The organism is Nonomuraea sp. NPDC005650 (assembly GCF_040605375.1).
Taxonomy (GTDB): domain Bacteria; phylum Actinomycetota; class Actinomycetes; order Streptosporangiales; family Streptosporangiaceae; genus Nonomuraea.
In genome coordinates this window covers 69,623-90,389 of sequence record NZ_JBEXCR010000023.1, presented here as the reverse complement: position 1 = coordinate 90,389, position 20,767 = coordinate 69,623, and the positions used below count along the sequence as shown (strand labels likewise).

General features: G+C 71.4%; 18 protein-coding genes and 1 pseudogene. 7 read left to right on the top strand and 12 right to left on the bottom strand.

Annotated elements, in window-relative coordinates:
- The first annotated feature begins 75 nt into the window (after positions 1–75).
- Together ABZS69_RS35730 and ABZS69_RS35725 are read left to right on the top strand one after the other, a co-directional pair.
- Positions 76–579 carry a hypothetical protein gene (locus ABZS69_RS35730; protein ID WP_355379811.1) on the top strand — a complete coding sequence of 168 codons (504 nt, stop codon included), beginning with the start codon at positions 76–78 and terminating at the stop codon, positions 577–579.
- A 38-nt stretch (positions 580–617) separates the two neighbouring features.
- A complete protein-coding gene (locus tag ABZS69_RS35725) occupies positions 618–1,220 on the top strand; it encodes an exonuclease domain-containing protein (protein WP_355379810.1) in 603 nt (200 codons plus the stop codon).
- A gap of 4 nt (positions 1,221–1,224) precedes the next feature.
- Here the strand turns inward: ABZS69_RS35725 and ABZS69_RS35720 are convergent, their stop codons facing one another.
- Positions 1,225–2,418: a helix-turn-helix domain-containing protein gene (locus ABZS69_RS35720; RefSeq protein WP_355379809.1), complete on the bottom strand. Its 1,194-nt coding sequence runs from the start codon at positions 2,416–2,418 to the stop codon at positions 1,225–1,227.
- A 94-nt stretch (positions 2,419–2,512) separates the two neighbouring features.
- Between ABZS69_RS35720 and ABZS69_RS35715 the strand changes: the two genes are divergently transcribed.
- The 3 genes from ABZS69_RS35715 to ABZS69_RS35705 are packed head-to-tail and all read left to right on the top strand — an operon-like array spanning position 2,513 to position 7,306.
- On the top strand, positions 2,513–3,862 hold the full coding sequence (locus ABZS69_RS35715; RefSeq protein WP_355379808.1) for a glycoside-pentoside-hexuronide (GPH):cation symporter: 1,350 nt from the start codon (positions 2,513–2,515) through the stop codon (positions 3,860–3,862).
- Entirely contained in the window at positions 3,843–6,326 is a 2,484-nt protein-coding gene (locus ABZS69_RS35710) for an alpha-L-rhamnosidase C-terminal domain-containing protein (RefSeq protein WP_355379807.1), read from the top strand. Before ABZS69_RS35715 ends, ABZS69_RS35710 begins: the two co-directional genes overlap by 20 nt.
- Complete coding sequence (locus ABZS69_RS35705) at positions 6,323–7,306, top strand: PHB depolymerase family esterase (protein ID WP_355379806.1); 984 nt, start codon at positions 6,323–6,325, stop codon at positions 7,304–7,306. Before ABZS69_RS35710 ends, ABZS69_RS35705 begins: the two co-directional genes overlap by 4 nt.
- Before the next feature lie 21 nt (positions 7,307–7,327).
- Here ABZS69_RS35705 and ABZS69_RS35700 read toward each other — a convergent pair whose 3' ends face one another.
- Positions 7,328–7,627, bottom strand: coding sequence for a DUF1905 domain-containing protein (locus ABZS69_RS35700; protein WP_355379805.1), 300 nt, complete (start codon positions 7,625–7,627; stop codon positions 7,328–7,330).
- Positions 7,628–7,717: 90 nt separating this feature from the next.
- Between ABZS69_RS35700 and ABZS69_RS35695 the strand changes: the two genes are divergently transcribed.
- Complete coding sequence (locus ABZS69_RS35695) at positions 7,718–8,149, top strand: hypothetical protein (protein ID WP_355379804.1); 432 nt, start codon at positions 7,718–7,720, stop codon at positions 8,147–8,149.
- Positions 8,150–8,224: 75 nt separating this feature from the next.
- Positions 8,225–10,489 (top strand): tetratricopeptide repeat protein, encoded by a 2,265-nt coding sequence (locus tag ABZS69_RS35690; protein ID WP_355379803.1) that lies wholly within the window; start codon positions 8,225–8,227, stop codon positions 10,487–10,489.
- Here the strand turns inward: ABZS69_RS35690 and ABZS69_RS35685 are convergent.
- The 10 genes and pseudogenes from ABZS69_RS35685 to ABZS69_RS35640 form a co-directional block, all read right to left on the bottom strand.
- Positions 10,409–10,882: a hypothetical protein gene (locus ABZS69_RS35685; protein WP_355379802.1), complete on the bottom strand. Its 474-nt coding sequence runs from the start codon at positions 10,880–10,882 to the stop codon at positions 10,409–10,411. The genes ABZS69_RS35690 and ABZS69_RS35685 overlap by 81 nt on opposite strands.
- Positions 10,883–10,891: 9 nt before the next feature.
- The gene (locus tag ABZS69_RS35680) at positions 10,892–14,392 is read right to left on the bottom strand and encodes a CHAT domain-containing protein (protein ID WP_355379801.1); all 3,501 of its coding nucleotides are present in this window, start codon (positions 14,390–14,392) and stop codon (positions 10,892–10,894) included.
- Positions 14,393–15,262: 870 nt separating this feature from the next.
- A pseudogene (locus ABZS69_RS35675) lies at positions 15,263–15,694 on the bottom strand (ISAzo13 family transposase); the annotation flags it as partial.
- 84 nt (positions 15,695–15,778) lie between these two features.
- Complete coding sequence (locus ABZS69_RS35670) at positions 15,779–16,207, bottom strand: hypothetical protein (RefSeq protein WP_355380013.1); 429 nt, start codon at positions 16,205–16,207, stop codon at positions 15,779–15,781.
- Positions 16,135–16,590: a tyrosine-type recombinase/integrase gene (locus ABZS69_RS35665; protein WP_355379800.1), complete on the bottom strand. Its 456-nt coding sequence runs from the start codon at positions 16,588–16,590 to the stop codon at positions 16,135–16,137. The genes ABZS69_RS35670 and ABZS69_RS35665 overlap by 73 nt, the downstream gene beginning before the upstream one ends.
- Entirely contained in the window at positions 16,587–16,805 is a 219-nt protein-coding gene (locus tag ABZS69_RS35660) for a hypothetical protein (RefSeq protein WP_355379799.1), read from the bottom strand. The genes ABZS69_RS35665 and ABZS69_RS35660 overlap by 4 nt, the downstream gene beginning before the upstream one ends.
- 388 nt (positions 16,806–17,193) lie before the next feature.
- Positions 17,194–17,784 (bottom strand): NAD(P)/FAD-dependent oxidoreductase, encoded by a 591-nt coding sequence (locus ABZS69_RS35655; RefSeq protein WP_355379798.1) that lies wholly within the window; start codon positions 17,782–17,784, stop codon positions 17,194–17,196.
- Positions 17,781–18,056 (bottom strand): hypothetical protein, encoded by a 276-nt coding sequence (locus ABZS69_RS35650; RefSeq protein WP_355379797.1) that lies wholly within the window; start codon positions 18,054–18,056, stop codon positions 17,781–17,783. The genes ABZS69_RS35655 and ABZS69_RS35650 overlap by 4 nt, the downstream gene beginning before the upstream one ends.
- A gap of 59 nt (positions 18,057–18,115) precedes the next feature.
- Complete coding sequence (locus ABZS69_RS35645; protein WP_355379796.1) at positions 18,116–19,405, bottom strand: MFS transporter; 1,290 nt, start codon at positions 19,403–19,405, stop codon at positions 18,116–18,118.
- A 38-nt stretch (positions 19,406–19,443) separates the two neighbouring features.
- Positions 19,444–20,241, bottom strand: coding sequence for an alpha/beta hydrolase (locus ABZS69_RS35640; RefSeq protein ID WP_355379795.1), 798 nt, complete (start codon positions 20,239–20,241; stop codon positions 19,444–19,446).
- Positions 20,242–20,767: the final 526 nt, after the last annotated feature.

Here is a 20,767-nt window from a genome sequence, read left to right as displayed (position 1 = left end):
CTGGACGCGAACGCCACCACCGCGGCCGGCTGGAACAATGGCTGCCGTTGATCATCCTTTCCAGGAAGGCGGGCAATGCCTCGGTGGCGTCATCTCCGATGGTGGCCGGCCGCGTTCGCGGCCAGCCTGCTCAGCTTCCTGTGCTTATGGCTGCCGGCGTTCTTCGAGAGTGCCGGCGCGGTGGGCTGCACGGGCTATGGTCCGCTTCCCTCGGGGCTGGCGAAGTCGTGGGCCACTCTGCGTGACATCTGGCTCGATTTCCGGCAGCAGTTCGCGTCCTCCTATGGGGGCTATCTGGCCCTCAACGCTCTTCCCATGGTGAGCATCCTGGTGTCCTGGGCGGTCGCCGCCTGGTCGAAGCGGTGGCCCGGGACGGTGATGGGGCTGCTGGCGGCACTCGTCGTGGCGGTGGTCACGCTTCACTGGGCGTTCATGGCCTTCTCGTATCTCCTCGACTGCGGTGGAGCGGAGGCAGGGCTTCCGTGGGTGGCGTGGTGTTTCCTGATGACGGCCGGTTTCGGAAGTGCGGTGGCGCTGCTGCTCGTCGGGGTTCGAGTTCGCCGGGCGGCGGGCCGATAGACTGCCGGACGGCCGTTCCCGACAATGGGGAGATAATTTTGTCAACGTTCGTGATATTTGACCTTGAGTTCACGTCCTGGCCGAAAGCGCTTGAGCAGGACTGGGCGGCCCCTGGGCAGCTTCGCGAGATCGTGCAGATCGGCGCCCTGCGTTTGACGGAAGACTATTCCGTCGTCGAAGAATATGAAGCCCTGGTTCGGCCGGTGGCCAATCCTCAATTGTCCACGTATTTTACCGAGCTCACCGGCATCACCCAGGAGGCCGTGGATCAGGACGGGCTCTCGCCCGCTGCCGCGCTCGGCGACTTCCTGGGATTCTGCCGGGACCAGTCGGTGCTCTCCTACGGCAATGACATGGTCGTGGTCGGAGAGAACGTGGGCTGGGCGCGGGCCCGCGGAGAAGAAATCAAGAACGGCTTTCTCGACGCGAGCTTCCTGAATATCCGGCCCTGGCTGAACACCATTGCGCCGGCGACGAGACCGGCGAATGTCGGCCGCCTGTGGCAGGTGCTCGGCCTGCCCAAACCCGCGGCCGGGAGCGAGCATTCGGCGCTTTTCGACTGCTATTCGTTCGCCGCGGCCATCAGGCATCTCTGCGATGCCGGGGCCACCTTGCCGGAGGGCTGCCTCCGCAGCGGCTGACGGGTCAGCCGGCCTTCCTGGCGGCCATCGCGGCGGCGAGCCTCTGGAGGGCGAGGTCGTCGGCGGGGCTGAGGCCGGTCAGCTCGGCCACCCGGCGCAGGCGGTAGTCGAGGGTGTTGGGGTGGACGTGCAGGCCGGCGGCGGTGGCGCGGCGGGCGCGGCCGTGCCGCAGGTACGCCTCCAGCGTGAGCAGCAGGTCCGGGAAGTCGTCGAGCGGGTCGAGCAGGGCGGCCAGCTCGCGGGTGGCCGCGGTCGGGCGGGTGAGCTGGTATTCGAGGAGCACGTCGGACAGCCGGTACACGCCGGGCCCGTGGCCGAAGCCGCGTACCACGTCGAGGATGTCCCGGGTCTGCCGCACTGCCGCGGGCACCCCGGCGGGTTCGGCCTCGGCGACCGCCGCGGTGATCTCGGCGCGCCCGGCCGCGCTCAGCCGTGCGGCCAGGGCCTCGGCCTCGCCGGACGCGAGCGGGCCCGGGATCAGGACCGTGCCGCCGGTCCCGTCCAGCAGTGACAGCACCGGCTCCTCGCCGACGTGCTCCAGCTCCCGCTGCATCCGCTGCACCTTGCGCCGCGCGGCGACGGCGCTCTCGCCGGCGTCCTCGTCCGGGTGCGTACGCAGGCTCATCACGACGTACGCCGGCGGCACCCGCAGGCCCGCGCTCGCCGCGAGCCCCTCCACCGGCTCGCCGCTGAGCAGGGCGGACATCAGGCGGTAGCGCGCGTCCTGGTCCTCGCGGGACACGCGGCGGCGCTCCTCGAAGTAGGCGGCGGCCACGGTCTCGGTGACCCGCCGCAGGTAGTCCATGGTCAGCTCGGTGAACGCGATCACGTCCGGCAGGTCGGCGGGCTCGGCGTCGCGCACCAGCGAACGCCAGCATTCGGCGAAGGACAGGTGGAACGCGGTCAGCACCGCCTCGGGCGGCATCCCCTCCTCGGCGCCATGGGCGGCCTGCTCGCCGACCTGACGGCCGAGCGCGTCGGGCACGCGCCGGTCGCGCACCGCTGCGGCGAACGCCTGGATGTTCGCCTCGACCACGGTGTGGATGTCAGGGGCCAGCTCCCCCGGCGGCAGCCGCCGGTACGTCGCCACATCGGTGACCAGCCGCTCGACCAGCACCCGCGCCAGCCGGTTCCGCTCCCGCGAGAGGCGCCGGTGCACCGGTACTCCCCCGATCACCAGCTCTTTGTGATCCGTCACAAACGCCATCCGATTCTTCTACGAAGCCGTCCAGTGGTCTCCCCCGCTGACCCTCATCAGTATGTAGCTCATCACAACGGTTAGGAGCTGCCGGATGGCGACGATTCCCCCCAGGGTCGCTCTCACGGAGAAGGCCGCCTTCTTCGGCGGCAACGTGGGCAACATCGTGTTCAGCACGACGATCAACGCGTTCCTGCTCATCTACCTCACCGACGTGATCGGGCTGGCGGCCGCCGCGGTCGGCACCCTGTTCCTGGTCGCCCGGATCGTCGACGGCGTCAGCGACCCGGTGATGGGCTATGTGATCGACCACCTGCCCGTCACGCGGTGGGGGCGCTTCCGGACATACCTGCTGGTCGGGGGTGTGGTCGCGGCGTTCAGCTTCGTCGCGCTGTTCCTGGCCCCCGCGTGGGCGCCCTGGCCGCTGGCCGCGGTGTGGGTGGCGTACCTGCTGTGGGGCTTCGCCTTCGACCTGATGGACATCCCGCTGAACTCGCTGATCCCGGCCATGGCGACCGACCCCGCCGACCGCAGGCAGCTGTCGGGGATCAAGGCGTTCGCCTACCTGTTCGGCGGCGCGCTCGTCACCGCGGCGGCGCTGCCGCTGGCCGACGCGGTCGGGTGGCCGGCGTTCGTCACCGGGCTGGCCGTCGTGTCGGTGGCGCTGACCGCCACGGCGGCGGCGCGGGTGCGCGAGCGGGTCCGCCCGGCCGGCGAGGAGCGGTACGGCCCGCGCGACCTGGTCCGCGCGCTGGTCACCACCCGGGCGGTCGTGGTGCTCTTCTGCGCGGTGGTCGCGCTGACCGCGGCCAGTGGAGCCCGCAGCGCGGGCCTGGCGTACTACTTCACGTACGTCGTCGGCGACCGCGCGCTGATCGCGGTGGCGGCCCTGGTCACCGTCATCCCCACGGCCGCGGGCACGATCGTGTTCCCGTGGGTGGCCAGGTTCGCGGGTTACAAGGCGACCTTCATCGGCGCGCTGACGCTGGAGGCGATCTCGATCGGCACCCTGCTGGCGCTGCCCGCGGACGCGGTGCCGCTGATCCTGGCCGCGCTGGCGCTGACCGGGTTCGGCGGCGGAGGCGCGCTCACGCTGGTGTACGTCATCGTGGCCGAGCTCGTGGACTTCCTCGAATGGCGCGGCGGGCACCGGATGGAGGGCGCGCTGGCCTCGCTGGGCTCGTTCGCGGCCAAGGCGGGCGGCGGCCTCGGCGCGGCGCTCACCGGCTACACGCTCTCCGCCACCGGCTACGCCGCCGGGCAGGCGCAGTCGGCCGCCGGCCTGCGCGGCATCGTGCTGGCCCAGTCGGCGCTGCCCGCGGCGCTGGCCCTGCTCTCCGCCGCGCTGTTCGCGCTCTACCCGGTCAGCCGGGCGCTCAGCGCCCGCGTGGCCGCCGACCTCGCCCGTCGCAGAGAGGAAACCCATGGACTGCTCGCCCGATAGCCCCGCCTGGCCGTCCCGCTGGCGCGGCCGGTGGATCTGGTCGGAGCGCACCGCGCACGGGCCGGCGACGCGGGAGTTCCCGCTGGGAGCGCTCGATCCCGAGAGGTTCGACCGCAGGGTGCTGTTCCGCCGGACCTTCGACCTGGCCCGGGTGCCCGGCCGCGCGCCGTTCCGGGTCGTCTCCGACTCGCGGCACGTCCTGTACGTCAACGGCGTGGAGCTGGCTCGCGGCCCGGTGCGGCACGGCCCGCGCATGCTGCACTACGACACCGGGGACGCCGCCCCCGCGCTGCGCGAGGGCCACAACGTGGTCGCGGTGCTGGCCCGCTTCTACGGCCACCGCACCCCTTGGTGGGAGCCCGCCCCCTGGACGTTCACCCTCGGCGGCGGCTCGCTGGCGGCCGAGCTCCACCTCGAAGCGCCGGACGAGGGGTGGATCGTCACCGACGACGGCTGGCGCTGCCAGGACGCCACCGCATGGACGCCCGCCGGACCGCGCGGCCTGCTGATCTCCCAGGTGCCGGAGCTCTTCGACGCGCGCGCTCTCGCCCCCGAATGGCACCTTCCGGACTTCGACGACAGCGGCTGGGCCCAGGCGCGGGAGCTGCCCGCGACGGCGGTGGTGGGCGGCGGTTCCGACGCCCGGCCGCCCTCGGAGCCGTACGGGGCGATGTCACCCCGGCCGATCCCGCGCCTGGCCGGCGACGTCCGCGCGGCCGAGACGATCACGGTCGCCCCGATCCCGTGTGAGCGTCCCGAGGGCGCGCCCGCCGACCACCCGGCCGGCCTCGTGGCCGACCTCGCCGCGGCCGGTCCTGCCACCCGGATCCACGGAGACCTGGACCTGGACGGCGCGGCCCGGCTCGTGGTCGCCGACTTCGGCCGGATCGTCAGCGGCCACCTCCGGCTCACCGTGGAGGCCGGTCCCGGCGTGGTGGTCGACGGGGCGCTCCTCGAGGTGGTCACCGCCGCGGCCTTCGACAGCGCGAACGTCTTCCGCTACACCACCCGGGGCCGCGACGACGTGTTCGAGCTCGCCGACCCGGCGGGCGGCCGGTTCGCGGTGCTGTCGCTGCGCGGCCGGGGCAGGGTCCGGCTGTCCCGGGTGGAGCTCGCCGAACGACTGCGACCCCGGCCCGCCGGGCCGTACTTCGCCTGCTCCGACCCCGAGCTGGAGGAGATCCACCGCGTGGGATTGCGCACGGTGGACCTGACCGCGCACGACGCGTACCTCGACTGCCCCACCCGGGAGCAGCGGGCCTGGACCGGCGACTCCGTGGTGCACCAGTCGGTCGACCTGGTCGCCAACCCGGACTGGAGCCTGGCCCGGTGGCATCCCCGGCTGGCGGCCCAGCCGCGGCCCGACGGGATGCTGCCCATGGTTGCGGCGGGCGACTTCGCCGCGCCGTTCGTCCCGGCGATCCCCGACTGGGCGCTGCACTGGATCCGCTCGGTGCACAACCTGTACCGCTACACCGGCGACCGGGAGCTCGTGGCCGGGCTGATGCCGGTCGCGGAGGGCGTGCTGCGGTGGTTCCTGCCGTTCCGCGGCGGCGACGGGCTGGTGCACGACGTGACCGGCTGGGTGCTCATCGACTGGTCGCCGGTGCAGGTGCGGGGCACCAGCGCGGCGCTGAACGCGCTGTGGGCGCGCGGGCTGTCCGACTTCGCCGACATCGCCGAATGGCTGGGCGACCACGGGCGGGCTCGGTGGGCGCGCGAGCTGGTCGCGAGCGTACGGGAGGCGTTCGAGGCGTTCTGGGACGAGGCGCGCGGCGCGTACCGGGATCATCTGGTGGACGGCGAGGTGCGGCCGGCGGTGAGCGAGCACACCACCGCGGCGGCCGTCTGCGCCGGCCTGGTGCCGGAGCACCGGTACGCCCGCGCCCGCGCGTTGCTGCTGGACCGCAAGGCCATGTTCACCCGCAGCCCGCTGGCCGACCACGGCGGCGACGCCAAGGGCCCCACGGCGGGCGGCTCGGTGTCCGCCCGCGACGAACCCGACTGGGACGTGCACCGGCTCGTCGTCGGCGCCCAGCCGTTCTTCCGCTACGTGGTCCACGACGCGCTCGCCCTGCTCGGCGCCGCCGACGAGATCGCCGGCCTGTGCCGCGACTGGTCCGCGCTGCTCGACGGCGCGCCGAGCGCGTTCCGCGAGTGCTGGGAGGGCGGGTCGTACTGCCACGGCTGGTCCGCCACGCCCACCCGCGACCTGGTCGTCCACACGCTCGGCATCTCCCCCGCGGAGCCGGGCTACGCCCGGGTGCGGGTGGCCCCCCGGCTGGGCGGGCTGGCCTGGGCGCGCGGCGCCGTGCCCTCGCCGTACGGTCTGATCTCGGTGGAGGTCGCCGACGGCCGGGTCGCGGTCGACTCCCCCGTCCCGGTGGAGCTGTCCCACCTCGACGGCACCGTCACCCATCACCCTCCGGGCACGACCGAGGCCCTGCTAGGAGACCCGTCATGAAGATGATGTCGCTGATCGCCTCTCTCGCCCTGGTGCTGGTCACCGCCTCCCCCGCGGCGGCCGGCACCGGAACGGCCCACTACGGCGTCTACGCCAACGCCGCGGGGTTACGCACCTACAAGGTCCATCTCCCCTCCTCCTACCGGCCGGGCACGCCGATGCCGATGCTGGTGGCCCTGCACGGCTGCCTCATGAGCGGCTACGAGCTGAACTCGATGGAGGCGACGACCCACCTGTCGGAGCTGGCCGAGGAGCGCGGCTTCATCGTCGTCTACCCCACGCAGTCGATCCTGTCCGACCTGATGAACTGCTGGAACTGGGAGCTGCCCGAGCACCGATCCCGCGACGCGGGCGAACCGTCGCTGATCGCCGGCATCACGCGCCAGGTGCGCGCGCAGTTCGCGGTCGACCCGCAGCGCGTGTACGTGGCGGGCGCGTCGTCCGGCGCGGCCATGGCCACGATCATGGCGGTCACCTACCCCGACCTGTACGCCGCGGTCGGCATCGGCGCCGGCTGCGAGTACGCCTGCGACCCCGCCCTGGCCGACGACCCGGACACGATCAGCCCCGAGGAGACCGCCACCAAGGCGTACGCCGCCATGGGCCCCCGCGCCCGGCCAGTGCCCGCCCTGGTCTTCCAGGGCACCGCCGACACCGTCGTCCCGCCGCTGGCCGCCGACCGCCTGGTCACCCACTGGGCCCAGATCGACGACCTGGCCATCGACGGGCTGGACGACGGCGACGTGGACGACGTGCCCGACCTGACCGAACGCGTCGAGAACCCCGGCGACCACCCCTACACCCGCACCGTCTACACCGACCGCGGCACCGGCGCCACCATGATCGAGAAGTATCTCGTGGACGGCCTGGGCCACCAGTGGCCCAAGGGCTCCGGCCTGTTCGGCGACCCGTCCGGCCCCGACGCCTCCCGGCTCCTGTGGGACTTCCTCTCCACCCACCGCAACCCCTCCGCGAGCTGACCGGCGGGCGTGGCGGGGTGATCAGACGTCGAGGAGCTCGACGGTCACGCTCGCCACGTCCCCCGCGCCGAGCCCTTCGGCCTCGCGCACGGCCCGCTTGATCGGCAGCGCGTAGCAACCGCGCCCCTTGTCCGGAAAGATGGAGGTCTTCCAGCTGCTCCCGCCGATCGTGACCCGCACCCGCAGCGAACCGAACCCCCGCCGCGGCCCGCCGGTCAGGTCCTGAATCTCCTCGGACTCCTCGACAGGCAGGCTGACGAAGGTCCAGCTCTCATCCCGCCGGGCATCCCAGATCCACAGCTCGGCATCGAAGTCGACCATCACCGGCACAGCATGGCACGCGAGTCCGACATACCTGCGGCATACCGCCGCCTCCTATGAATGGTGACCAGGACCTACGGGAGGGACACCATGAAGATCCTGCGCAACGTGGCCGTCGTCGCCGCCATGGGCCTGGCCACCTCGATCACCGCGTCGATCACGGCCGCGCCCGCCATGGCATCCGCCGACAGCTACCTCACCGCACGCTGCGCGGACGGCGGCTTCGGCATCGAGATCCGCGTCCGCTACCTGACGACCGGGACACAGCACGTGTTCAACCAGGTGTCCTGGCGGATCTCCGGCGACGTCGGCGGCAGGAACACCGTCCGCTTCTACTTCACGCAGGACGCCAGGCCGGACGTCGTGTTCAAGGCCGTCAGGTACCAGGGCGGCCGTACGGGCTCGCGGAACATCTCGGTGACCAGGCCGAAGGCGCACCAGGTGTTCGTGAAGTTCGGCGCCCTGTTCGACACGGGAGCCTCCTCCGACCCGGGCTGCACGGCCCAGACCCGCGGCATCTAGCGGATCGAGGTACGTGGACCGGCGGGACGCGGGCTGGCATGCTCGAATCGGCACCCGGCCCGGCGGAGGGCACCCATGGCGCTCGCACCACTGACCCTGCTCGTTCCCGAGCTCCGCGCGGCCCCCTACGCGGGCGGCACGGACGTCCTCGATGACCTGGTGACCTGGGCGACCGCGCCCGGCCCCACCTCGGTGCGCCTGGTCTCCGGCCCGGCCGGGACCGGCAAGACGCGGCTGGCGGTCGAGCTGGCCGCGCGGCTGTCCGCGCTCGGCCCTCCCGCCGCTGGAGCGCCGTCCGTCTGGGCGCGGCCGGGCGGGCGGCCGCCGGAGCCGGAGGGGCCGGCGCTGGTGATCGTGGAGGACGCCGACGCCCACGAGGTCAGTGCCCTGGCCGGCCTGCTGGCCGGCGCGATCGGCAGGCCGGGTACGCGGGTGCTGCTGCTGGCCAGGTCGTTCCCCATGATGTGGGCGACGTGGGTGGAAGAGGTCCCCACCTCTCCTGAACAGGAGGCGTTCGCGCTGGTCGGACAGGCGGAAAGCCTCACCCTGCCGTCCGTGGAGCTGGACTTCCCCGCGGTCTGCGCCGCCTTCGCCGCCAAGCTGGGCCTCGCGCCGCCGCCGTCAGAGCGGCCGCCATCGTCTGGGGGGCCGCTCGGAGCCGCGACCCCGCTGGACGTGCAGGCCGCCGCCCTGGCCACGCTCCTCGCCGACGGCCGCGACGTGACCCTCGACGTCGACGGGCTGCTGCGACTGGAGGAGGAACGGTGGCTGGCGGTGGCCGCCGACCTGGGCCTGGCGCCCGGCCTCGACCTGCTGCGCGACGTACTGACCGTGGCCGCCGCGCTGGACGGGTCGGTGTTCGGCGACGGCGACCTCGAACTGGGCGAGCTGCTGCTGCGCGTGCCCGAGCTCGCCTACGCCGACGGGGACGAGCGGCGCGAGCTGGTGCGCTGGCTGCGGACGGCCTACCCGCCCGAGGCGGTGCCCACGACCCGCCGACCGGCCTGGCCGGAGGACCTCATGCTCGGCCTGGCCGCCGGCCAGCTCACGCGACGGCCCGAGCTGGCCGCCCGCCTGCTGAACAAGCTGTCGGACCGGCGAGCCTGGCGCGCCATGGTCGCCCTGGCCAGGAGCGCCGCGGACCGCCCCGAGGGCGTCCGCGCGCTGGCCGCGGTGCTGGGCCACGACCTGGCCGGGCTGCAGAACGCGCTGACGGCGGCGCTCGGCACCGGCGTCACCGGCACGCTCGACGCGGCGCTGGCGCTCGCCCTGGACGAGCCGCTGCGCGCGGGTGCCACGCTGGAGGAGCTGCTTCCCGGCCCGGCCGCGCTCGACGAGTCGGCCCTGGCGATCCTGCTGCCGGTGACCTCCGGCCTGACCAGCGCGGACGAGGCGGCGCAGACGTCCGCCGCCGACCTGCGGTGGCTGCAGGGGAAGCGGCTGTCCGAGCTCGGCCACGACGACGAGGCCGCGGACGCCCTGCGCGACGCGGTGCGGCTGTACCGGTCGATCCCGGGCGCGCGTGAAAGTCTCGCGCTCGCGCTCAACAGCCTCTACAACTGCCTCATGGGCCTGGGCCGGCTGGAGGAGGCGCACGCCGCCATCGTCGAGGAGGTCGAGCTGAACCGGGCGCTGGCCGGGACCTCCCCGGGCCATCGCGCCGCCTACGCCGCCTCGCTCAGCAACCTCAGCACGACCCTGGGCCGGAGCGGGCGCGAGGAGGAGGCGCTGGCGTCGGTCTCGGAGGCGGTGGCGATCCTGCGCGAGCTTTCGGGCGCCCACCCGCGCGAGCACGACGCCGACCTCGCCGGCGCCCTGGCCAACGAGGCGTACGCGCTGTCGCGGCTGGGACGCCGCGAGGAGGCGCTGACCGGGTTGTACCAGGCGCTGGAGATCCGGCGCAGGCAGGCGGACGAGGATCCGGCCGCCTTCCTGCCCAAGCTCCTGCTCGTCCTCAACAACCTCTCCGCCACCCTGCGCGAGAACGACCGCCTCGTCCAGGCCGCCGAGCTGGCCCGGCGCGCCGTCACGGCCGCGGGCGAGCTGGCGCCGGCGCAGGCACGGGCACAGCGCCCGCTGATCGCGGCGACCCTGTTCAACAAGGCAGTGGTGGGCGCGTACCTGGGCGACGCGGCGGCCGCCCAGGCCGACATCGAGGCGGCTCTGGACATCCAGCGGCAGCTGGCGGCCGAACGGCCGCGGCAGCACGGCGAGCAGTTGGAGAGGATGCTGCGTGACCGGCAGCGGCTGATGGACTTCCTACTTGCTCAGCAGGTCGATCAGCATCTGGACGATCCGGCCGACGTTCGGCACGCCTCTGACGTCGGCGACGAACCTTAGCTCGTCGTCCTTGCGCTTCCTGCGCAGCTCGATCCGGGGACGCATGATCGCCACTGCGGCGCCGACCGCGATCACCGCGGCGATCGTGTCCGGGCCGATGGGCAGCGTGCTGCGCTGACGCACCCGGTCGACGGCGGATTCGACCTCGGGCGCGACGTCGGGCAGGGCGGCCAGCTCGGCCAGCAGTTCCCGCGCCGAGGGAGCGGGCGCGCCGACGGTGATCCGTACGTCGAGGGCGTCGGCCAGCTCGCGCACGAAGACGCGGTCCTGCTCCGTCTTGGCCTCGATCTCCTGCTGGGTGGTGGCCGGCTCCTCGTCCTGGTCGAAGGCCGTCATGAGGTGCTGCAGCACGCGTACCGCTTCGTCTTCACGCAGGTCCTCGATGGGGGGCATGGGCGCTCCTCAGCAACCGATCAGTTTGAAGGCAGACCAATGGTAGAGATGCCGCCACTCGGGACGGTCCGGATCGTCGTACATCGCGTGCTGCGCGTCGGCCAGTGCCCGCCACTTCGGGACGCCGTCCCGCAGCCAGAGCCGGTAGAACTCCTCCAGGACGCGGGTGGAGGAGGCCAGGTCCACGTCCCACAGCGGCGCCGCCACCGTGTCGGCGCCCGCGGCGAGAAAAGCCCTGGTCGGACCCCACATCTCGTCGCTGGCCGCGCTCACGCCGCGGCCCAGCGAGCACGCCTGCAGGGTGACGTGGGCGGCCCGGGTGCCGTGCCGCATGAGGTCACGGCCGGACAGCAGCGCGCCGTCCGGCCCGCCTGGCGCGGGGCTGAGCGCGAAGCCCGAACGCATCACGTCCGCCGTGTCATGGAAGGCCCCGTGGGCGAGCAGGTGGTGCAGCACCACCGACCGGGTCGTCTGCTGGAACGCCTCGACCGTGGCCCGCTCGCCGAACGTCTCACGGATGCTCGAAAACGAGCCGGTCAGCACCCGTACGAGCGCGTGGTGCGCGCTGCCCATGGCCTCGAGGTCGTCGCCCGGCCGCGGCGCCGTGGTCACCCCGGCCCGGACGAACCGCGGGTCCTCCCGGGCGGCGGACCTGGACATGAGGAAGTCGAGCATGCCGAGGCTGGGCGCGTACGTCCAGCCCGGCCGGTGGCCGCGCCGCCACAGGCGGGGCAGCAGGAGAGCGTGCACCGGCAGGTTGTGCCACTGCTGGTGCGGCAGGGCCACCACCAGTTCGCGGTCCTCCAGGTACGGCAGGGCGGCCGCCAGCGCCTCGCCGACCTCGTCCAGGCCGCTCAGGAAACGAGCGTGATGGCGGCCCGGATCGCGCGGATCGACCGCCCCGAAGAGCCCCGCGGCGGAGAAGTAGGCCTGCATGCGGGTGACGACCCGCTCCAGCCGGCCGGCCGGCAGCGGAAGGCGCAGCATCGCGGGCGGCCCGTCGGGGTCGCGCAGGACGGCGAGGAAGGTCTCGTGCGCGCCGCTGTAGAACGACATCAGCGCCGTACGCTCCGGCAGCCGCCGCCACAGGGCGCGGACGGCCTCCTCGTCAACGATGGCCGGCGGCTCGTCCTGCTCTCCTTGCCAGGCGCGTTCCGCGAGGTCCACGCGGGGGTCGGCGAGCGCCTCCCAGGGCAGCTCGGCGGCCGGTTCGCCGGCGTCCGCACGGGCGGCGGGAAGGCGGTTCGGCAGGCCGAGCACGAGGTCGCGGCGGAACCAGCGGCTCTTGGCGTTCTCGATCTCCAGCAGCACCTCCAGCGGCCGCGCCTGCACCACTTCGGGATGCCGGGTGGCGATGCGCGCCAGCCGGCCGATCACGTCGATGGCCATCCACCCGCCGTGCGTCTCCCTGGGGCGCGGCGGCCTGATCTGGTTGACGTACCCGGCCCGCTGGCCCTGCCTGGCCGCCTGGAACAGCGCATAGGCGACCTGGGGCTCCCCTACGTCCAGAGCCAGGTCACCGCCCATCACGTAGACGGGCGTCTCCTTGCTGGCGCTGATCAGGCCGTACGCCTGGGTCCGGGCCGTGTGCTGCTCCATCTCCTCGGCGAAGCGGCGCAGCGCGATGGGCTCGGTGTAGGCGCGCTTGCGCAGGGCCGCCAGCATGAACCAGCCCGCGGTGTGCGCGAGGGCTTCGTCGTGGGCCAGATCCGGGGCCTTGGCCAGTTCGAAGAGGTGCTGGGCGGCGGCCGCGTGGTCGCCGAGCAGGTCGATGACCCGCCAGCGGTAGAGCTCGATCGTGCGCAGGGACCGCTCGGCCTCGGCGCCCTGACCGGCCACGTGCCCCTCGCCGGCCCGCTCCAGGTGGGCCGCGTACCCCTCGCGGGCGCGCTCCAGGTGGGCTGCGGCCCGCTCCAGCAGCGTGCGCGACTCCTCGTCCAGGGGCGACAGGTAGCGGCGCTCGGGCTCGTGGTCGGAGAAGGCGATCGTGAGGGAGATGCCCGCGCTCATGTTGAGGAGGTCTTCGACCAGAGGGTCCGCGAACCCCGCCGGGTTGCCGAGCGCGGCGGTGACGTGCGTGACCGCCTCGTCGACCCAGCCCAGGTACTCGCAGGAGATGGCCGCGATCCTGCGGGCCACCCGGGCCTCGTCGTGCCTGCCGGCCTGCTCGGCGAGGGTGGCGACCCAGGCGGCTGCCCATTCGGCGTGGTCGAAGCGGTCCTCGTCCAGCAGGCGGTCCGCCAGGCGCAGTCCGACGGCGATCGACGCGCTCACCTCCTCGGAGGTGGACGGCGGCACGAGGTAGCGGTGGTAGACGTAGGAGCGGAAGGCCGGCAGCAGCCGTTCCTCCTCGATGAACGAGATCGTCTCGCGCAGATAGAGGTCGGCCTCGGCGGCGGCGTCGCCGACCTCGCCGACGTCGTCCTGTTGGGTCATGATCAGGCTGCGCGGCAGGCCGTCCTTCGGCTGGACCTGCAGAACGCGCAGGCCGTGCTTGCGGGCGAACTTACGCAGCTGACCGGCCTGCGCCCAGGCGGGCCATTCGACGGTGGGCGAACGCAGGATCGAGGTGCCGTACAGGAAGAGCACGGCCTCGGCGTTCCTACGGCGATGGCGGGAGACGGGCGGGACGGCGAGCGTGGTCCAGACGTCGCCGGTGTGCGGATACACGGCCCAGATCCGCGCGGCCGGCCACTCCGGCTGGGTGACCGGCACCTCGCCGAGGACCCTGAGGAACAGCGGGCGGGCGGCGGACTCGGTGAGGGGCGGGGTGTCGCCGGTGTCCGGTTCGAGGTAGCAGACCTGGTGGGTCGCCCGGGCGAACTGGCCGGTGATCAGGTGCGCCCGGAAGCCCATCCCGGCCAGCCGGTACGGGCCGCTGATGCGTAATCTCGCCGTCAGGGCCTTGACCGCGTCCAGGGCCAGCGCCCGGTCCGTGGTTCCGGGTGGCCGGTGGTAGGGGAAGAGCTCCAGCCGTTCGTCGACGATCCAGGTGTCGATGAGCAGGGCCGGCTCGTGCGCGGCCACAGCCGCATCGGCGAGCCGCCGGCACAGCACCCGCAGCCGCCGGCCACGCGGCGGCCCGGCCCGCGTGACCAGCACGAACTGCCAGGTCCTGGCGTCGATCTCGGCGCGCAGAAGGTAGGCGGGACGGCCTTTCCTGCCTTTGAACGGTCCTGACACCTCCACCTGGCGGGTGGGTTCCATGGCGTCGAGGAAGCCGAGCGCGGCCGGCACGAGCTCATCGTCCGGCAGACCGTCGCCCTGCGGGAAGCGGTGCAGACCGTAGGAGGCGTCCTCGCCGGGCAACACCGGCGCGCGGACCGCGATCCAGGTGTCGGTGGCGGGGCCGGGTTGTGCGGCGGCCTGGTTGAGCAGAGCGGCGAGGGTGTCGCCGGCCGTGGGACGTAACCCGTCGTCGACCACCACGAGCGTGTGGAGCCGGTCCCCCTGACGGCCGCGCCAGACCACTACGGCTTCGATTTCGAACTCGGGCAGATCACGCGGCATGGCCCCACCTGGCGCTCGGAAGCTGAGATCAGCATAAGTGAAGGGTGCGTGACTCACCCGACACCATGCGGATGGTCCGCAGTCGTCGGGGGCGGTCGCCCACCTGCCCGACGTCCGGCCAGACCTCGCATCGGCGTAGGGCCGGCTGTGATCACCACACTTCGGAACGCGTGTGATCCTGCCATCAGCTGCTCCCCCGCGATGAGGCGCCCCGGGCGAGATCTCGTCCCGTGGCTCACTCTGAGCAGAAGCCGACAGTCGGATTGAGCATCCGGCCGCGCACTCGTCGCCTTGCCCGGCGAGGCGGGGCCGCCGCTCCTCCCGCAGCAGTCGGAGGCGGTGAATGGATCATGGTGTGTGCGGGGTTGGTGCACGCGAGCACATTGGGAGTACGCAAGCGCTAGGCGACAATTCCAGAACGCATCCGTCAGGCAGTGCCGGGCCCTGACGACACGTGACGGGCGTACGAGCACGCACCGAGCATGGCGAACACCCTGATGTAGTCATTGCGGGTGGCGCCACACAATGGATTCAGTACCGCAGAGCGACGCCGGGACTGCGTATGGACGACGGTCCCCGTGCTCGGCACGTGCTCCAACATCCGAACGCTCCGTCAAGTGCCCCGCGGCTTGAGCCGTGGCAGACCACGGGACGCTCTTCAGCCTTGACGATCGTCCGCCGGCCGATACGATCAGGCGGGCATCCGACAGGTCGGCTCCGTTTACCAGTTCCGGCACGCCTACGTCCAGGACAGGCTGGCAGCGGACTACAACAGGCGCTTTCGCGGCGATCATCATCGGAACAGGCCTCTGCTCATCGAGCCGCCTTCTTCCGGCTGATGACGGCCTGGCCGATGCCGGGCCAACTCGCTCTGCAGGCCCGAGTGCGACAGCCGTTGGCGCCGCCGACATCTGCGTGATCAGCAGCCGGGTGGCGTGCGGGTAGGTGGCGCTGCCTTGGGCGTGCCACCAGCGGCGGATGGAGGAAACCGCGAACGCGGCGGTGTCATGGTCGGTGCCCAGCCGGTGTTGGCCGCAAGGTCGTAGATCCCGTACGGGATCGCCTTGCCCGCGGCCGACTCGGCGAAGTCGTAGACATTGGCCAGCACCGGCTCGCCAGCCGGCCGCCATTGCCGCCCGGCGTGCTTGAATGGCCCGATCAGTTCCTTCCTTCTTGGTGTCCACGCTGATCACCGGCTGGCCGGCATCGCGATATTCGCGGACTGCTTATTCAGGTATCGGAACTGCGCATCACGGTCCGAGTGCTGGGCGCGCCTTCCAGCGTCTTGGCGTTGCCCTGCATCAATAGGAGCATCCGCAGCTCAGGCCCCGGGACTCAATATTCGAGCGGTACAGCTTCGTGCGGCGAACAATCGGCAACAGCCGATCACGGATCTTCATTGAAGGGCACCGGAGTCGGCTGCTGGCCTTTGGGCGTCTGCCAGCGCCAGTCCGGCCCGTAGTAGATGTTCTTGGCCCAATAGCCTGCCGTCTCGTGGTAGGCGATATCGTCGCCGACGATCCAGTTACGGTGTTCCGGGTTCGCCCAGGCCTCGTTGACGCGTCCCACGGCCTCGCGCCTCCTGATGCCGAACTCTTGCACCATGTACTCGGCGATCTCGCGGCAGAATCGCAGCGCTTCAGCATCGCCCGCACAGCCGAACTCGCCTTGCGAACGAAGCACCGAATGATGGATGGAATAGAGTGGGTTACGGATCACGAGGTGATCCACCTGGCGCCTGGTCAGGCCGTATTCCCGAAGTAACCGGGAAAGATAATCGGCGCTCCCGATACTGACATATTCGTCCTCATCCATACGTGCAAATCTAGGCCGACGACGCTGGCCAGGGCGAGGGTCGCCTGGAGGCGAATCGATGCTGATCGAGCAGCGGGACCCGCGCGACCTGGCCACCGACGTGCTGGAGCAGGCCACCATGCCAGTGCCGCTGCCACCAACTGGGAAGGATCTCTTTCCAGTTGGTTCGCCGTGTGCAGGTACAGCATCGTCGTGTTCAGGTCCTCGTGGCCGATGGCCTCCTTGATGTCGTTCGGAGACGCGCCCAGGTCCTTCGCGATCGACGCCCACGTATGCCGCAGCGCATGCGGGGTCACCTTCGCCTCGATCCCGGCCTGGCGGCCGATCCGCTCGACCAGCTTCGACGCAGACGACCGGTAGAAGCGGCCGCCCGTGTCCGTCACGAAGATCCGCCCCGGCAGGTCGAAACCTCGACGCCGGCGCGGCGCGCCCGGTCCTCCAGGTACCGGTCCAGCACATACCCGGTCTCCACCGGCAGACGCCTGATATTCGGCTTGTCACCCTTACCGACGATCCGCAACGTCCGCACCCCGCGCGCATATCCGAGCGCGCCAAGCTCGGCCGCGACCGCCTCCTCGATACGGACCCCGGTGTGCACCAGGACCCGGACGAACGCCGCGGTGCGCAGCCGGGCCGGCCCGAAGTCGGCGTCGGCCGCCGCGACCAGGTCGCGGCCGTCGAATTAGAAGCCCTCAGCGCGTTTGTGTGTCAGGCGGTGCCGGGTCCTGATGGCGTGTGATGGGGCGCGCGAGCACACACCGAGCACCGCGTACACCCCAGTCTGATCACCGCAGGTGGCGCCGCACGATGGTTCCTGTACCCAGAACATACCGGCACCCACGTACAGATGACGGTCGCTGTGCTCGACACATGCTCCAACACTCGAACGCTCCGTCAGATCAGCCGTGCCGACCGCCGTTCAGCAACCCGAGTCGGCTCTTCGAACATCGACAGAGGCCAGGTCCACGGTGGCGCCGATAGAGGCATCAATCGCTCGCGAGCGCCGCGTGGACGGGTGAGACCGCACCCGCGCCATCGCCGACAGCGCTGGCCACTCGTTTTGTCGAGCCTGAGCGGAGGTCGCCGACCGCGAAGACTCGGGGCGCGCTCGTCTCGAAAGGCAGGGGCGTACTGGACGATCTGGTGGGCAGCCGACTGTCCGTGAGGACGAAGCCGTCGTCGTCCTTGCCCACGCCGGCCAACCAGCTCGACGCCGGGTCGGCGCCGATGGAACAGAACAGTGCGCGGCAAGCCAGCCGGTCTTGTCGTCCATCCGGCCGTTCGACGACGATCGACGCGAGAGTGCCATCGCCCGGCAGTTCGCGAACCATGTTGCCGGTGTGGAGCCTGATCCGGGCATGCGTGCGGATCCGGTCGGTCAGGTAGGACAACATCCGGGCTCCGAGATCAGCACCGCGGACGATCAGATCCACCGCCGCGCCGTGAGCGGCGAGGGAGAGGGCTGCCTGCCCAGCCGAGTTGGCGCCCCCTACGGCCGTCACAGGCTGATCCTCGTACCCTTGGACGTCCACCTCGGTCGCCGCGTACCGGATGCAGTCCGACTTCTCGAATGTCACTCATTGCGGGATGTCGAGGCACCGGTAGCGGCGATCACCGCGCGGCACTTGATGTGTGAGCCATTCTCCAGCAGGACGGTCGGCCGTCGATCGTCGGAAAGATCGAGGCCCGCCGCCGCACAGGGCGAGTGGATCCGTACACCGAACTTGAGCGCCTGGACCATCGCCAGCCGGGTCAGGTGCCCGCCGCTGACCCCGTTCAGGAAGCCCAGGTAGTTCTCGATCCGGGCGCTCTTGGCAACCTGGCCGCCGAACCCGTCGCGGTCCGGCAACACGGTGACGAGACCCTCGGACGCCCCCGTACACGGCTGCGGCCAGACCCGCCGGGCCGTCACACGGGGTCGGAACGCATCTCCGGCTGGAGTTCCGCTCCGGCCGAGTTGCTCAGCGGGGAAGGGGGAACGGGCTTCACCCGGGCGACGGTCACGATGTACAGGAGCAGGCCGGCGCTGGTGAGGGTGAACCCGGCCCAGACGGTGGACAAGGTCCCCCAGCCGGCGTTGAGGGTGATGGCGCCGCCGATCGCGCCCAGCGAGTTGGCCAGGTTGAGCGCGGCCAGGTTGAGCGCGCCCATCAGGGTGGGGGCGTCCGGCGCGAAGCCGGTCAGCCGGACCTGGATGGTGGGGATCGCGAACATCATGGTCGCGCCGACGCCGAACAGGCAGGGCAGCAGGATCGCCAGGTTGCCGCCGGCCACGCCGATCAGCGCCAGCAGTGCCAGGACCGCGCTGTAGCCCCAGGTCAGGCCGCGGTTGGCGTACCGGTCGGCGATGCGTCCGCCGAGGTGGTTGCCGGCCGCCATGCCGAGGCCGAAGACAGCGAGCGCGATCGGGATGAGCGAGGCGTCCTGCAGCGCCGCGTCGGTGATGAACGGGCCGATGAAGGTGTAGACGGCGAAGATGCTGGAGATGCCGAGTGCCGCGACGGTGACCATCAGCCAGACGTTGAGCCGGCGTACGGCCTGCAGTTCGCTGGTGATGGAGCCGCCGTGCAGGTCATGGGTACGGGGCAGCCAGATCACCAGGGCGGTGCCGGCGAGCAGGCCGATGGCGACCACGACCCAGTACATGGTGCGCCAGCCGGCGTTCTGACCGATGAAGGTGCCGAGCGGCGACCCGACGACGGTGGCGATGGTGAGTCCTCCCATGACGGTGGCGAATGCCTTGCCGCCCTTGCCTGGGCCGTACACGTACGCCGCGACGACGGCTCCGGCGCCGAAGAACGCGCCCTGCACGCTACCGGCGACGAACCGGAAGACGACGAGCAGCGCGATGTTCGGCGCCAGCGCGGACAGCCCGTTGCCGATCAGGAACAGGACGATCATGCCAAGCAGCAGCGTGCGCCGGTTGACCCGGGCGGCGAGCAGGGTGATCGCCGGCGAGCCGATCACCACCCCCATGGCGTAGGCGGTGATCGCGTGAGTCGCGACCGGGATCGACACGTTCAGATCGGACGCGAAGAGCTGGATGATGCCGTTGCTGCCGAACTCGCCGGTGCCGATCGCGAAGGTGCCCAGTGCCAGCGCGAACAGCGTCAGTTTCGGATTGCGGCTGGGCGACTTCACGGAGGTGTGCCGGTTCTCTTCGGCGGCGCACTGGCCTTCGTAGGCACGCTGATGCAAGGTTCCGTCCTCGTGGGGAATCGGTGGAAGAAGCGTGGTCAACGCGCGGCGCGTTTGATGAGGTCGGCCGTCACGGCAGGCTTTGAGATCATCGCGACGTGCGAGGCGTTGACCTCGGCGGTACGTGCGCCGGCCCGCTGCGCCATGAACCGCTGCGCCGCGGCCGGAAGCACCTTGTCGTCCCGGGCCACCAGATACCAGGACGGGATCTCCTTCCACGCCGGAGCGCCGGACGGCTCCTGCAGCGCGCGCACGTCGCTCGGCCGCTGACCGGCCCACATCAGCTCGGTGGTCGCTCTGGGCAGGTCGCCGGCGAACACCTCGCGGAAGACCGCGTGCTTGACGTACCCGTCGACGAGGCCCTCACCGTAGGGACGGAAGTCCAGCGCCGTCTCCCCCAGCTTGCTCCCGGGGTACTTCGTCTGCAGGCCCAGCAACGTATCCCCCTCGCCGGGGGCAAAAGCGGCGACGTAGACCAGCGCCTTCACGTTGGCGTTGCCGGTCGCGGCGTTCGTGATGACCATCCCGCCGTACGAGTGCGCGACAAGCACCAACGGGCCGCTGAGCGTGGCGAGAATGCCGGCCAGGTAGGCGGAGTCGGCGGCCACGCCACGCAGCGGATTCGCCGGAGCCAGGACCGGATAGCCGTCGCGGAGGAGCCGGCCGGCGACACCGTTCCAGCCGGAGGCGTCGGCGAACGCGCCGTGCACCAGCACGACGGTCGGCTTGGACCTGCCCTCCGGCCGGGCGTGCGCCCGCGCCGCGGGCGCGCCGAGCAGGGAACCGGCGGTGACCGCGGCCGATCCGGCAAGCAGGGTACGGCGGGTGGTCGTCATGGATGCGGAACCTTTCAGCAGAGGTTGATCGCCGGTCAGCGTAGGGTCGGAGACTTGACGATCTCTGCACGGCCGGATCCACGAACGGTTCCCTCATCGTCAAGTGTGTCGAGCTAGCGTGGCGCCGTCGTGCAGGTAGGCCGTCGAGGAACGGGTCGAGATGAGATCGAGCGTCAACTGAAGGTGGGCCTGCGGGTTCACGTCATCTGCTATGTCGTGGCGCATGTGGTGCCGAACTGCCTCACCTCCGGCTACGTCATCTCGTGATCTGGACCGCCGGGGCGGACGGCCCGCCGGCAGCAAGCAGGACAGCCCCACCTCCCGCGTGGCCGGGCTCCTCGTCGCGCTGAGCCCGGCCGCGTCTGCCGCCGACACCACGACGGACCTCGGCGTGGACTACAGCTTCTACAGACCGGGTGATCTGGCCCTCGGCAACGGAAAGGTCTTCGTCTCGAGCGGGGACCAACGCGTCATTGCCGATACCGACGGTGATCTCCTGGGCGAGGTCGGCGGGCTGACAGAGGCC

What these genes read in the sequence shown, in the direction of transcription:
- ABZS69_RS35730 (WP_355379811.1), top strand. Translation starts at nt 76, where the DNA reads ATGCCTCGGTGGCGTCATCTCCGATGGTGGCCGGCCGCGTTCGCGGCC.
- ABZS69_RS35715 (WP_355379808.1), top strand. Translation starts at nt 2,513, where the DNA reads ATGGCGACGATTCCCCCCAGGGTCGCTCTCACGGAGAAGGCCGCCTTC.
- ABZS69_RS35710 (WP_355379807.1), top strand. Translation starts at nt 3,843, where the DNA reads ATGGACTGCTCGCCCGATAGCCCCGCCTGGCCGTCCCGCTGGCGCGGC.
- ABZS69_RS35705 (WP_355379806.1), top strand. Translation starts at nt 6,323, where the DNA reads ATGAAGATGATGTCGCTGATCGCCTCTCTCGCCCTGGTGCTGGTCACC.
- ABZS69_RS35700 (WP_355379805.1), bottom strand. Translation starts at nt 7,627, where the DNA reads ATGGTCGACTTCGATGCCGAGCTGTGGATCTGGGATGCCCGGCGGGAT.
- ABZS69_RS35695 (WP_355379804.1), top strand. Translation starts at nt 7,718, where the DNA reads ATGAAGATCCTGCGCAACGTGGCCGTCGTCGCCGCCATGGGCCTGGCC.
- ABZS69_RS35690 (WP_355379803.1), top strand. Translation starts at nt 8,225, where the DNA reads ATGGCGCTCGCACCACTGACCCTGCTCGTTCCCGAGCTCCGCGCGGCC.
- ABZS69_RS35685 (WP_355379802.1), bottom strand. Translation starts at nt 10,882, where the DNA reads ATGCCCCCCATCGAGGACCTGCGTGAAGACGAAGCGGTACGCGTGCTG.
- ABZS69_RS35680 (WP_355379801.1), bottom strand. Translation starts at nt 14,392, where the DNA reads ATGCCGCGTGATCTGCCCGAGTTCGAAATCGAAGCCGTAGTGGTCTGG.
- ABZS69_RS35670 (WP_355380013.1), bottom strand. Translation starts at nt 16,207, where the DNA reads ATGGATGAGGACGAATATGTCAGTATCGGGAGCGCCGATTATCTTTCC.
- ABZS69_RS35640 (WP_355379795.1), bottom strand. Translation starts at nt 20,241, where the DNA reads ATGACGACCACCCGCCGTACCCTGCTTGCCGGATCGGCCGCGGTCACC.